The organism is Paenibacillus sp. EB106-04-04-XG159 (assembly GCF_058791835.1).
The window spans coordinates 19032-32530 of the sequence record NZ_JBYTDY010000020.1 but is presented as its reverse complement, the minus strand read 5'-3'; the positions used below and the strand labels follow the sequence as shown (position 1 = coordinate 32530).

12 protein-coding genes and 1 other annotated feature are annotated in these 13499 nt (G+C 47.0%); of the genes, 5 read left to right on the top strand and 7 right to left on the bottom strand.

From position 1 onward, the window contains the following. Positions 1 to 229: 229 nt before the first annotated feature. The 3 genes from AC3WTP_RS19880 to AC3WTP_RS19870 all read right to left on the bottom strand — a co-directional run bounded on the left by AC3WTP_RS19880 (position 230) and on the right by AC3WTP_RS19870 (position 3047). On the bottom strand, positions 230 to 1786 hold the full coding sequence (locus AC3WTP_RS19880) for a 2-isopropylmalate synthase (protein ID WP_492396375.1): 1557 nt from the start codon (positions 1784 to 1786) through the stop codon (positions 230 to 232). Between the two features lie 93 nt (positions 1787 to 1879). After that, positions 1880 to 2110: a binding site (T-box leader), on the bottom strand. A 91-nt stretch (positions 2111 to 2201) separates the two neighbouring features. Beyond that, complete coding sequence (locus AC3WTP_RS19875) at positions 2202 to 2624, bottom strand: DUF1801 domain-containing protein (protein WP_492396374.1); 423 nt, start codon at positions 2622 to 2624, stop codon at positions 2202 to 2204. A 9-nt stretch (positions 2625 to 2633) separates the two neighbouring features. Beyond that, positions 2634 to 3047 carry a VOC family protein gene (locus AC3WTP_RS19870; protein WP_492396373.1) on the bottom strand — a complete coding sequence of 138 codons (414 nt, stop codon included), beginning with the start codon at positions 3045 to 3047 and terminating at the stop codon, positions 2634 to 2636. A 368-nt stretch (positions 3048 to 3415) separates the two neighbouring features. On the opposite strand from AC3WTP_RS19870, the gene AC3WTP_RS19865 reads away from it, so the two are divergent. The 5 genes from AC3WTP_RS19865 (at position 3416) to AC3WTP_RS19845 (ending at position 9528) form a co-directional block, all read left to right on the top strand. Beyond that, positions 3416 to 4018, top strand: a complete 603-nt coding sequence (locus AC3WTP_RS19865) for a TetR/AcrR family transcriptional regulator (protein ID WP_492396372.1) — start codon at positions 3416 to 3418, stop codon at positions 4016 to 4018. 119 nt (positions 4019 to 4137) lie between these two features. Next, a complete protein-coding gene (locus tag AC3WTP_RS19860) occupies positions 4138 to 4689 on the top strand; it encodes an HXXEE domain-containing protein (RefSeq protein ID WP_492396424.1) in 552 nt (183 codons plus the stop codon). 176 nt (positions 4690 to 4865) lie between these two features. Continuing rightward, positions 4866 to 5348: a MarR family winged helix-turn-helix transcriptional regulator gene (locus AC3WTP_RS19855; RefSeq protein WP_492396371.1), complete on the top strand. Its 483-nt coding sequence runs from the start codon at positions 4866 to 4868 to the stop codon at positions 5346 to 5348. A gap of 80 nt (positions 5349 to 5428) precedes the next feature. Next, positions 5429 to 7651, top strand: a complete 2223-nt coding sequence (locus AC3WTP_RS19850) for an ABC transporter ATP-binding protein (protein ID WP_492396370.1) — start codon at positions 5429 to 5431, stop codon at positions 7649 to 7651. Beyond that, positions 7648 to 9528, top strand: a complete 1881-nt coding sequence (locus AC3WTP_RS19845) for an ABC transporter ATP-binding protein (RefSeq protein ID WP_492396369.1) — start codon at positions 7648 to 7650, stop codon at positions 9526 to 9528. Before AC3WTP_RS19850 ends, AC3WTP_RS19845 begins: the two co-directional genes overlap by 4 nt. Positions 9529 to 9845: 317 nt before the next feature. Here the strand turns inward: AC3WTP_RS19845 and AC3WTP_RS19840 are convergent, their stop codons facing one another. From AC3WTP_RS19840 to AC3WTP_RS19825, 4 genes are read right to left on the bottom strand one after another with little or no spacing between them, the layout of a single operon-like run. Beyond that, on the bottom strand, positions 9846 to 10619 hold the full coding sequence (locus AC3WTP_RS19840) for an HAD family hydrolase (RefSeq protein WP_492396368.1): 774 nt from the start codon (positions 10617 to 10619) through the stop codon (positions 9846 to 9848). Next, positions 10616 to 11440, bottom strand: coding sequence for a carbohydrate ABC transporter permease (locus AC3WTP_RS19835; RefSeq protein WP_492396367.1), 825 nt, complete (start codon positions 11438 to 11440; stop codon positions 10616 to 10618). The genes AC3WTP_RS19840 and AC3WTP_RS19835 overlap by 4 nt, the downstream gene beginning before the upstream one ends. Before the next feature lie 39 nt (positions 11441 to 11479). Further along, positions 11480 to 12433, bottom strand: coding sequence for a carbohydrate ABC transporter permease (locus tag AC3WTP_RS19830; protein ID WP_492396366.1), 954 nt, complete (start codon positions 12431 to 12433; stop codon positions 11480 to 11482). 1 nt (position 12434) lies between these two features. Continuing rightward, a complete protein-coding gene (locus AC3WTP_RS19825; protein ID WP_492396365.1) occupies positions 12435 to 13499 on the bottom strand; it encodes a serine hydrolase domain-containing protein in 1065 nt (354 codons plus the stop codon).

Genomic DNA, 13499 nt, shown 5'->3' with positions numbered 1-13499 from the left:
GATCTACGGTCCGCTCAGCCCTCGTTTGACCCCATTTTCCCGCAAATAGTGGCCGTACGGTCCGCTTCTACTCGCTCCAGCCTGTTGGCGACCATCGTTGCAGCTAGTTCGCGGACTCGGGGGACCTTATTTGCCGCAAACTGGTCAATTTGACGTGGAGCGCGGACGGGCCGCTTTAACATATGCCAGCCCGCTGCACATCATCTTCTGCAGATCCCTTCATGCCAAGTTACTGTACCTCCAAAGAATCTTCCAGCACATTCGCAGCATCCAATACCGCTGCATTAATGGCATTCAAGAAGGCCATTGCGCTCGCCTTGATGATATCCGTATCCATAGCGCGCCCGGAATAAGTCCTTCCTTGATATTCGATGCGAATATTCACTCGGCCGATCGCTTCTTTCCCGCGAGAAAGGCTGCTTATCTTATAATCCTTTAGCTGCACATCCATACCAGCCAAGGACTTGATTACGCTGTACAAGGCATCGATTGGACCGTCGCCAACGGCGCTGTCCTTGAACGTCTCAGAGCCCTTGCGCAATTCGACGGTTGCAGTAGGGTACAGATCATTTGTGACCACTTGGAAAGATTCCAGCTCATACAGATGGCTGTCGCTCACATCCAGAGTACGATGGCTTGTTACCAAGTAGAATACATCATGGTCGTAGACTTCCTTCTTCGCATCAGCAAGCACAAGAAACTTGCTAAACAACTGTTCGAAGTCCTCCGCATCGCTCGTATCGAAGCCCATCTTCTCTACCGCATTTTTGAAGGCGTGGCGGCCCGAACGCGCGGTCAGAATCAGCTCCATGCTCTCCGCACCCACTTCTTCCGGCGACATGATCTCATAGACGTTCTTATCCTTCAGCAGACCATCTTGATGGATGCCGGAAGAATGTGCAAATGCATTTTCCCCTGTTATCGCCTTGTTCACCTGCACATCCAGTCCCGTCAAATGAGTCAGCAATCTAGAAGATCGAAGGAGTTCCTGCGTCTTGATACCAGTGCTGCAGTTATAATAGTTCTCCCTTACCTTAAGCCCCATGACCACTTCCTCTAATGAAGTGTTGCCTGCTCGCTCACCCAAACCGTTGATCGTGCACTCTACCTTCTGCGCCCCGTTCTTAACCGCACTCAATGTATTCGCCGTCGCCATTCCCAAGTCATTATGGCAATGCACGCTTAAGATGACCTTATCATTCAAGTTCTTCAGTCGATCGTTGATCTTGCGAATCAACTCGCCGAATTCCTCAGGAACCGCATAACCGACAGTATCCGGCACATTGATCATCGTTGCTCCAGCTTTCACAACCGCTTCAATCGTACTCCACAAATATTCAAAGTCCGACCGCGATGCATCCTCTGTTGAATACTGGACATAAGGCAGCAATGTCTTGGCGTACTTCACTGCGTCCACACCCATCTGCATCACAGCTTCCTTCGAGCGGCTGAACTTCTTCTCCACATGAATGTTGGACGTTCCCAGCACGATATGAATAAGCGGATTTTGTGCAATCTTGATGCTCTCATATACCGCGTCAATATCACTCTTTACGGCACGGGCAAGCGCAGTTATCGAGACGGAGTCCCCTACGCTTCTTGCTATCTCCTGTACCGCCTGGAAATCTCCCGCCGATGAAGCAGGAAAGCCCGCCTCAATGATATCGACTTGAAGCCGCTTCAATTGCTGAGCAAATTCAATCTTCTGCTGTACGTTCAATTTCGCGCCTGGAACCTGTTCTCCATCACGCAGCGTAGTGTCCAATACGATAATATTTCGAGTCATCGGCACTTCCTCCTTAAGTTGGCTTAGTAACTATATGTGAAGCGGTGTTGGTTAAACCCGGAATTTAACCAACAAAAAAACCCCGTCTCTACGTATAGAGACGAGGTTGAACCCGCGGTACCACTCTAATTCATTTCATTGAAGAAATGAGCTCCTTCGATGGCCATCACCATCTATCCCTGTAACGGTGGAATTCCGGCTTACCCTACATGTCGGGCAGCTGTTCATAGACGAGTTCGAAGTAATCGACGCTGCCGTTTCGCACCAACCAACGGCTCTCTGCAAGGTCTGCTTACCTCTACTATTTCTAATCGTAACATTTCGCTGTTAATATTTTCATTATTATATTTCCATTGCAAAGCATTGTCAACCGTTATTCTGAGACAACCGCATGAATCTTCGAATAAAGGCTCCTTCACTGCGAGCTCGTTGCTTCGAGCCACTTCGTGACTACCTCGGCAAGCTCCTCTTTCTTAGCTAATACATCGTCTAAATCTGTAAATTTCACAGTTGCCCTGTCACCCGTTACCCATTCCAGCATTCCGGTTGTATCTTCGAATAGGTGTCCCTCCACTACATTCTCTTTGACCTTGGCGCCGCAATGAAAAACGAGCGTGAGAACCCCTTTACTATGTAAATTGACAGTCACCCGATCCTCGCCGTTATAACAGAAGCTTGGGGCTTTCCATTTTATATGCTCAGTAATTCGCTCATTCGTGCTTAGGATGATGTTTCGGGCTTCTTCAACTGCGGCCTTTAACGGATGATCGAGTTGGTTCATATATTCAACTACCTGCTCATGACCGGATTGCTTCTTCGGCTTCTTGCTTGCTCCCATGTCCGCTTCTCACTCCTCAGGCATCGAACTCATGTCCATGTACAGCACATTCCAGCGATGTCCATCCAGATCTGTAAAGCCCGCTCCGTACATCGGCCCCTGTCCTGACGGCTCGCTATAGATCGCGCCTCCTGCGTCAGCTGCCTGCCTCACCATTTCATCCACTTCTTCTCTACTCTCCGCATCTATAGATAGCAGCACTTCAGCAGCTTGTCTCGTATCCACAACTTCATGTTTGGTAAAATGCTTGAAAGTAGACTCTGGAAACAGCATAACGATAACCTGCTTATCTCCGATGACTAAGCCCGCTGCTTCATCACTGCCGATATGCCGCGGATGAAACTTGAAGCCAAGCTTCGTAAAGAACTCCCTAGACTTACTAAGATCCTTAACGGGAAGGTTGATCCATATTTCATTAGTCAAAGAATACTCCTCCTATACATAATGGTATCGACGCTTCCTACTTCTCCCGACTAGAACATAACATGATCATGACCGTTCAATCTTCATTTATATTCATATTTAAAAAATTAATTTTGATGTTAAATGATCACGTTCAACTTATAAGATACCCAACGATATATCATTATAGTTATTCAGTGCAACAGAAGCTATTTGATTGGAAATCCCTTCTAACATACATGATTTCTAGCCTTTATCTACTAAAATTCGTATATATCTCGTTTGAGATGGACTTAGGTGCTATTGACAAATGATGTATAAAAAGATTATGTTTTGAGTAACTACTCAATTAATGATTTTATTCATTAGAAGAGAAAGAGCTGATCACATTGTCTAATAAAGAAAGCACCCCCTCCAAGAAGGAGCGAATACTCGAAAGCGCGCTAAAGCTGTTTTCACTTAAAGGCTTTCATGCCACCACGACAAAGGAAATTGCGAATGAGTGCGGCGTTGCGGAAGGACTTATCTTCTACTATTTCGGAGATAAACGAAAATTGCTGCTCGAAATCGTAAGAAATTTCACCTTCTTATTGCGCATACAGGACGAGGAAAAGCATCTGTCACAGCTGCCGCTAGAGGAAGCGCTCGTTCAATACGGGCTGAAGTACCTTCAGTTTCTTAAAGAACATATCGATTACATTATGCTCATCTGGTCCCCTGAGATGATACAGGATGAAGAGGTATCCCAAGAAGTGTTGAAGTTGATCAAAAATATCGGCTCAGCGGGCGGCATTATGCTCAAGCATGGCATGATAGAAGTGCAGCGTAACGAAGGTACTTATGAAACAGCCATGACGATGATCACTTCGTCTATTCTCGTTTATTTCATGATCCATTCCCGCTACGGACACGACGCATTGATACTTGATGATGAGTCTTACATTCGGGAACTCGTTCATCTACTGCTTCATGGACTAATCAAGCAACCCTAAATGCGCAGATTCACCAAAAGACTGGACACAGCCGTTCATAACGGATTCGATTGTGACAGTCCTTTTTTACGCCCAATTATTGAGTGTTTACTCAAATATTCAAGGAGTGATTTAACACGATTTCGTATATTCAAGAGCTTATTAGCCTAGAGGCACTTATATGGCTGCTTCCTATCGCGTTTATAATCCATGACGGAGAAGAGATTGTAACGATGGAGCGTTGGGTGCGACATAATCATAACCACTCGAAGCTATCGTCGCATAATCGTCTGCTTAGTTTGGATAAGAACATCACCTTTCAATTTGCCATTGCCGTGCTGCTGCTTGGTTCGATTCTATCGCTCATGACCTATTACGAGGCAAAACGATTTGATCCTAGCAGTCATCTGAGTGTTCTATTTAGTGGAATCATAGCGGTCATCTTACTCGATGGTATGAAGCATCTTGGATTTTCCATCATTCTGAAAAAGTATACTTCAGGCGTTATGACGGCAGTATTAGTCGAGATCCCTTATGCGGCATATGCCCTCTACCGTTTCAACGATGCTGGAATGATAGATGCCATTGTAATATTGAAAGGCATCGTTGTTGCGCTTCCTCTTTCGATCTTTTTGGTGTGGGCTGGCCTTCTATTGGGAAGGAAGCTGGCTCCATATCGAAAGCAGGCTTGACAGTAATGTGCTTAACTAAATTCTGACCTCAACCAACAGTAAATAATTACCTTTCAAAATTAAGACAAAACATATTTACACCGTAAATATGTTTAGGTAAACTAACTACTAGTAAATCTAATTAATAGGTTATCTAATAATTAGCAAAGATTAGCAATGTTGGATGGAGGGAGATCATGGAACGGGAGCGTAGTCAAGGTAAACGACTGATTGAGGCAATGGCCAAAATAAAACGTGTGTCGTCAAAGCATCAAGTGGATGACCTTGTGCCCCAACGCGAATTTTACGTATTGGAACTTATCAATAGCCGCATGCAGTGCAATAACCCCGATAAACACGGGCAGCTTGCTCCGCCAGGTATTAAAGTATCTGAATTGAGTGAGATCCTGCACATTACGATGCCCTCAGTGTCGCAGATGATCAATGGCTTAGAGGAGAAAGGTTATGTTAAGCGCGTCACGACCAAAAATGACCGACGAGTCGTTTATGTAACGCTCGATGTTGAAGGAGAGGCCGCATTAAAGAAAGCCAAAAAAGCCTTCTTACAATTTACCGATGAGATTGTAACTCGGCTTGGGCATGAGGAAACAGAGCAGCTTATCACACTTTGCACTCGCCTCTACGAGATTATTGGCGACATCAAGAATCGTCAAGCCTAGTCTCGGCAAACCTGTTAGAGAACTCATCTGATCATCAATTTCGATCTTTACTTAAGAATTAGAGAGGAAAGGAACATGTTATGGTTAAACTCGCCAAATATTTAAAGCCCTTTATCGCGATGCTAATTATTGCAGTTGCCTTATTGTTCGGGCAAGCGATGGCGGATCTAAATCTGCCGAAGTACATGTCCGACATTGTCAACACGGGCATTCAGCAGAACGGTATCGAGAGTGCCGTACCTGAAGCAATCAGTGAAGATGGCTTCGCGCTAATGACCTCCTTAATGAAGGAGCAAGATAAAGCAATAGTCGAACAGCATTACAAGCTGGTCAACGCAGGAGATCAGGAGTACATCGACAAGTATCCCCTGCTGGAAAGTCAAAATGTATACATTTTGCAAGATCAGAACAGCACTACTATTGATGAATTAAATCCGATCTTCGGCAGAGCTGCTTCAACGTTCATTCAAGTTACGAAGCAGATGGCTGCAGCACAAGGTGATCAAGCGGCACCTGCTAAAGAGATGGATATGTCCAACATTGATTACAAAGAGCTCTATGCGATGACACCAATGCTCCAACAGCTCCCTGAAGAGAAGCTGGATGAGGCAATCGCCGCTGCGAATAAGATGGATCCTGCGATGCAGATTCAGACAGGAACGGCCTTTGTTCAACTAATATACAACGAACTGGGTGTGAATGTAGCTAAGATTCAGAGCATGTATATTCTGAAGACTGGTATGATCATGCTGTTGATCGCATTAGGCGGAGCCATTGCCACGATCGGCGTTGGTTTTCTGTCTGCTAAGATCGCTGCTGGGGTGGCGAAGAAGCTGCGCCGCGATGTGTTCGCCAAAGTTGAAAGCTTCTCAAACAATGAATTTGATAAGTTCTCTACTTCGTCGCTGATCACGCGTACGACGAACGATATTACGCAGATTCAGATGCTCATCATTATGGGTATTCGCATTATGATCTACGCTCCTATCCTAGGGATAGGCGGAGTGATCATGGTGTTGAAAGATAATAGCTCCATGACCTGGATTATCGGTCTTGCTGTTGTCTTGCTGATCGCGTTGATTGGGATTGTGTTCTCTATCGCAATGCCGAAGTTCAAAATCATTCAGAAGCTCATTGATAAATTAAACCTCGTATCGAGAGAGAATTTGAGCGGTCTGATGGTTGTGCGCGCATTCAGCACACAACAATTTGAGAAGAAACGCTTCGAAAAAGCAAACCAAGATTTGACGAGTACGAACTTATTCGTAAACCGAGTCATGGTATTCATGATGCCTGCCATGATGCTTATTATGAACCTTACTACCCTGCTGATCGTATGGGTTGGCTCTCATCAAATTGCCGATTCCGCGATGCAAGTCGGGGATATGATGGCCGTTATGCAATATGGCATGCAAATTATCATGTCCTTCTTAATGATCTCGATGATGTTCATTATGGTACCGCGCGCTTCCGTTTCTGCTCAACGTATCGTAGAAGTACTGTCAACGGAGCCTTCGATTCAAGATCCTGATCAAACCAAGTCGTTTAAGTCGGATAAGACAGGTGTGGTTGAATTCCGCAATGTAAGCTTCCATTATCAAGATGCGCCGGAAGACGTGCTGACTAATCTTACATTCACGGCTAAGCCTGGTGAAACGACAGCCATCATTGGATCTACGGGTTCAGGTAAATCAACGCTAATTAACTTGATACCTCGCTTCTATGATGTCACGTCCGGTGAGATTCTGGTAAACGGGATTAATGTTAAAGATGTAAACCAGCATGACCTTCATGAGCTGATTGGTTTTGTGCCGCAGAAAGGTGTGCTGATGTCCGGCTCAATTGCCAGCAACTTGCGTTATGGGAAGAAAGAAGCCTCCGATGAGGAAGTGCATCTGGCAGCCGAGATCGCGCAAGCAACAGACTTTATTCTCAAGGATGAGGATGGCTTCGAGAAGAAAATATCAGAAGGCGGATCCAACGTGTCGGGCGGTCAGAAGCAGCGTCTATCGATTGCACGCGCACTTGTGAAGAATTCACCTATCTATATATTCGATGACAGCTTCTCCGCGCTTGACTACAAGACGGATACGTCTCTTCGTCAAGCCTTGAAGAAATACACGGGTCATAGCACCGTTATTATCGTTGCACAACGTGTTAGTACGATTCGCAATGCAGAACAGATTATTGTATTGGATGAAGGTAAGATCGTCGGTATCGGTACGCATGAAGACCTGCTTCAGAACTGCCCGACATACCTGGAGATTGCGTCATCCCAGCTTTCGAAGGAGGAATTGCAATGAGTGAGAAAGCCTCCAAATTCGGTAAACCGAAGAACAAAGGGCCGATGGGCGGCGGGCCTGGCGGACCGGGAATGATGATGCCTGGAGAGAAAGCGAAGGACTTTAAAGGCACCTTTAAGAAGTTGATTGCTTACTTGGGTCAATATAAGATTGCCGTATTCTTCGTCATCCTCTTTGCCATCGGATCTACGATATTCAATATTGTTGGTCCTAAGATTCTCGGTAAAGCAACAACCAAATTATTCGAAGGTGTCATGGATATGATTTCGGGCACAGGGAACGGCATTGACTTTGGTTATATAAGCCAGATTATGCTGATCCTAGTCGCTCTCTATGTCATAAGTGCACTGTTTGCTTATATTCAAGGATATATCATGTCTCATGTTTCGATGAAGGTGACTTATAACCTAAGACGCGATATCTCGGAGAAGATTCATAAGCTGCCATTGAAATATTTTGACAAGAAAAATTATGGCGAAGTGCTGTCTCATATTACGAATGACGTTGATGCGATCAGCCAGACCTTGAACCAAAGCTTGACCCAGATCATCACCTCAGTAACGAGCATCATCGGAATCATGATCATGATGTTCACGATCAGCTGGGAGATGACGTTAGTCGCGCTCATCGTACTGCCGATATCCTTTATCTTCATTATGATGGTCGTGAAGAAGTCGCAGAAGCACTTCTCTGCGCAGCAGGAGTCTCTTGGACATGTCAATGGCCACATTGAAGAGATGTACGGCAGCCACACCGTGATGAAGGCATTTAACGGTGAAGAAGAGTCCATCAAGAAGTTTGATGAGCATAACGATAAGCTGTACAACTCCGCATGGAAATCCCAGTTCTTATCCGGGATGATGATGCCGATCATGTTGTTTATCGGTAATCTCGGCTACGTCGCTATCTGTATACTTGGAGGATACTTGGCTGCTAACGGCCGAATCTCGGTCGGTGATATCCAAGCCTTCATCCAATACATGCGTCAATTTACACAGCCAATTGCGCAGGTTGCAAATATCTCGAACGTCCTGCAACAAACGATGGCGGCTGCTGAACGTATATTTGAATTCCTTGATGAAGAGGAAGAGCCTGCGGATACAACAACACCAGCAGATCCTTCTCGTGTGGAAGGTTCCGTACGCTTTGAAAATGTTCACTTCGGATACAATCCGGAGAAGACGGTTATCAACAACTTCACTGCTAACGTGAAGCCTGGCCAGAAGGTCGCTATCGTAGGACCTACAGGTGCCGGTAAGACAACGATCATCAAGCTGTTAATGCGCTTCTACGATATTCAAGAAGGTGCAATTCTGATCGATGGTACCGACATTCGCGACTTCACTCGAAACGACTTGCGCTCGTTGTTCGGTATGGTGCTGCAGGATACTTGGTTGTACAATAACACTATTAAAGAAAATATTCGATACGGCAAGCTCGATGCGACCGATGAAGAACTCTACGCAGCGGCTAAGGCTGCTCAAGTCGATCACTTCATTCGCACCCTGCCTGACGGCTATGACATGGTGCTTAACGAAGAAGCAAGCAACGTGTCACAAGGCCAGAAGCAGCTGCTTACGATCGCACGTGCGATCTTGTCCGATCCGCGGATTCTGATCTTGGATGAAGCGACCAGCTCGGTTGATACGCGTACCGAGATTCTGATTCAGAAAGCGATGACGAATCTGATGAAGGGACGCACGAGCTTCGTCATTGCTCACCGTCTGTCCACGATTCGCGATGCCGATCTCATCTTCGTGATGAAGGATGGCGATATTATCGAGCAAGGTACGCATGATGAACTGTTAGAACAGGGCGGCTTCTACGAGAGCCTGTACAACAGTCAGTTCTCCGAAGGAGAAGAGGAAGCAAGCTAGTGAATTGAATGAAGCCTGAGGATAAGGAGGGATCTCCTTTTCCTCAGGCTTTTTGCTTTCTATGCATATAGAGATGGTCGGCACCGGTCCTCTGAAACGGACACAGGAGCCGCTATTCTTGAACTTTTGCAGTATATTTAAAGTTTCGCGGACACAGGAGACCTTATTTGCTCCTTCACGAGCACTTTTCTGCTAATTTTGTTCAAATAGCGGATCTACGGTCCGGAAGGATGGCAATAACGCGCTTCTAGCTTGAAATAACGGATTCTGTGTCCGCATCAATCAGAGGTGGTATATAAGAAGTATCTGCTATGGAATTAGAGATGGTCAATAGTCAGAAGCTCCCCGATACTCTGTATAACATACTTGGGCTTATAAGCATCCGTAACCGTTGCCTGGACATGAGGTGGACTTTCTCTAGTCGCAATCTCCTCCAGCAGAACATCCATTTCTATGCTCGCTGCACGCTGACTTGGTGACAGCTCCAACATCTCAGTCGGCAGTTGATGATGAACGAGAATCGAGGCTGCACCCATCTGATTTGCGAACACAACATCTTGATCGAGTCGGTCACCCACATGTGCGACGATGACACCGTCTTCCCGCAACGAATCTACCATCCGACAATCCGGCTTAGCGCATCCGGCCATCTCCGGCGTGATGATCGTATCCATGAGATCAGCTAGACCCAGCACTTTCATCACCGGATACTGATACTTATAGAATCCATTGGTCACAGCAGCAAGAGAATAACCTTCATCCTTCAGCTGGCTTAATGCGGGCACAATCGTATCTTCCAGCAGATGAATCTTCGGAACGGTCGAATGCTTCACAACCAGCTCCTCCACATTGATCACGGCCGTAAGCCCTAGCTCCTCCGTCACTTGCTTCACGATGGCATCCCAATCGTACGCCGCTACCAGTTGCAGCTCCTGCATCAGGCGGTAATGCGCTCCGTAGAGCCTATTTCGCGAATCGCACGCTTGTTTGTACTCCACGGCTAAGACCTGCTCAATCTCCGGAAATATCCACGCCCCGAACGGATTCTGCATCAAGGTCCCATCCAGATCAAACGTAATCCATCGCTTCATGTCTTCACCGCTCCCGCCGTTAATCCTTCGATAAATTGCCTGGATGCGAACAGGAACGCAATGATCATCGGCAATGACGACAAGGTCAGCCCTGAGAATAACAGATTCCACTGGGTGTCATATTCGCCGAATAGATTCAGCATTCCTAATGGAATTGTACCTTTCTCCGTCGTCTTAATAAAGATCAGCGGGTAGAAAAAGTCATTCCACACCCCGATCAGGTTCGTGATCGCTACCGTCGCCATCGCAGGGCGCATGAGCGGAAGCATAATTCGGTAGTACACCTGAAAGTCGTTGCAGCCGTCGATGCGTGCACTCTGATCCAATTCCTTCGGCACAGTTCCGAAGAAGCCGTAGAATAGGAATACCGCAAAGGAGATGTGTCCCGCTACATACACGATAACGAGCCCAGCCAGCGTATCCAGCAGGTTCAGCTTCATCAATTGCATATACAGCGGCGAGATCGCGAGCTTCATTGGAAGCATCAACCCGAGCATAAAGAAGAATAGGACTGCGCCATTCCAGCGAAAAGAATAACGTGCCAGATAGAATGCAGCCAAAGATGACACAAGTAGGATGAGCAAGACCGATGAAACACTCACGATGAGACTATTTATAAAATACTCTTCAAAGTGCACCTTCTCCCACACTTCAATAAAGTTGTTGAGGTTGAATTGCTTCGGCAAACCGAGCGGCGACTTCATAATCTCCTTCTTCGTCTTGAAGGAAGACAGAATCATTAACGAGATCGGATACAAAGAGATGAACGTGAAGAATGCCAATATCACGTATTTTAACAGCTGTCGAAGCCGGTTCTCCATACACATCCTCCATTGGATATTTGAGTGATCCAGATTGGTTTAGTAGTCCACTTCCTTGCGTCGGAAGAAGAACATCGATATCGCAGTCGCTATAGAGATGATCAGCAACAGCACGACAGCAAGCGCGGATCCGAGTCCAATCGAATCTCCGCCGCCGACCGAGCCGAACATTAATCGATAGAAGAAGAGCGCCAGCACATCGGTGGAGTAATACGGTCCTCCAGACGTCCCCTGCATCGCATAGATCATTTCAAACGACTCAAAGGAAGAGATAAACGTCAGGATCGTCATAATCATAATGGACGGCATCGAGAGCGGAATCGTAATACGAAACAGCAGCGTCCAGCCCGAAGCTCTGTCGATCTTCGCCGCATCATAGATCTCCGACGATATGGACTGCAAACCAACGAGAAAGATAAGCATCGCGAAGCCGAATCCATACCAGCTATTAATAAATATGATCGTCAAGAGAGCTGTCTTCGGGTCCCCCAGCCACGGCTTCGCGAGTTCCGCGAGACCGATTGCCTTCAGAAAGGTATTCAGCGCGCCATAGGATGGATTCAGGATTAAGCTGAACAAATATCCAACCACGATCACCGACAGCAGCTTAGGAAGAAAGAAGATCGTCTTGAACCATTCCTTGCCCTTCAATCTGCTATTGATAATAAGTGCAAGGGCATATGCGATAACCAGCTTGGAAAGTACAGCAACGACGAAGAAGATGGCGTTGTGCCGCAGCGCGTTGCTAAATGTATCCTTGTAGGGTTCCTCCGTAAACAGACGGATAAAGTTATTCAAGCCGATAAAGTCCCCGCGCGTCAGCCCCTTCCAGGAGAATAGACTGTTCATCAGCGCGGATGCGATCGGATAAACCATGAATCCAACGTAGAATAAGAGTGCCGGAAGCAGGAATAGATGCACGAAATGCCTGCCGAACCGCCGCCGTCGTTGAGGGGCAGCGCCAGTTGCGGCTGCTTGCAGCTTGTCATTCAATTCAGCCTTCCTCCATTTCATGAATCAAGTCCGCTCGGATCTGATCATGCAGCTTTCTCCGCAGCAGACGGACCGGATTGCTTCTTCCAAGATGTACCCCATTCGTCAGCCAGATGACCGTCAGATGATGCTCTGGGTCTGCCCATATGCTCGTTCCAGTGAATCCGGTATGGCCGAAGCTTCCCTTAGGCCAAGATGAGCCGCAGCTTGACGGCAAATATTCATATCCAGGGTCATTGCTCTCTCGAACTTCCCAGCCGAGCGCTCTGCCTTGGTACGACTGCTCAAAGCATTGTCCAAGCATCTCACGGGAAATGCCAGCGGCTAATCCAGGCGCAGCGTTGTGCCAGAGCTGCATATATTTCAAGAGATCGGATGCCGTAGAGAATAAGCCCGCGCTGCCGGATACACCGCCGAGATGATAGCTCTTTTCGTCATGAACCTCGCCAACGATATAAGCGCCGTCCACGTATTCGGTTGCGGCGATACGCTCTCTTAATCCTGCATTCGCAGGATTAAATAACGTATCCGCCATGCCAAGCGGCTCGAACAGACGTTCCTTGGCCAGCTGATCCAGCGATTTGCCAGTTACGCGCTTCACAAGCTCGCCCAGCAGAATGAAGCCGAGGTCGCTGTACTTTACCCGACTGCCGATATCGGCTTCCAATGGGGTGCGCATAATATCCAGCATCACCTGCCTGTCGTGCGTTGAACGCGGCTGGAAGGGCAGATCCGCAGGCAGCCCGGATGTATGCTGCAGCAAATGCCGAACTTGTATCCCGTGATGCGGGAATTCCTTGATGTGCATGCTGATCGGGTCATCCAGCTGGATCGCACCTTCCGAAGCAAGCGACAGAACCATCGGCAGCGTCGCTACGACCTTCGTCAATGAAGCAAGATCAAACAAGGTGTCCAGCTGAACTTCCCTTGTCGATTCATTGTCAGAGTAGCTTCCATATGCCTTCAAGAACTGAAATCGGTCATGAACTTGTATGGCTAGAACAGCTCCAGGTACGCTTCCTTCGCTGATCCATTGTTCAATTAGTGCGTCAAATGCATACGTCAT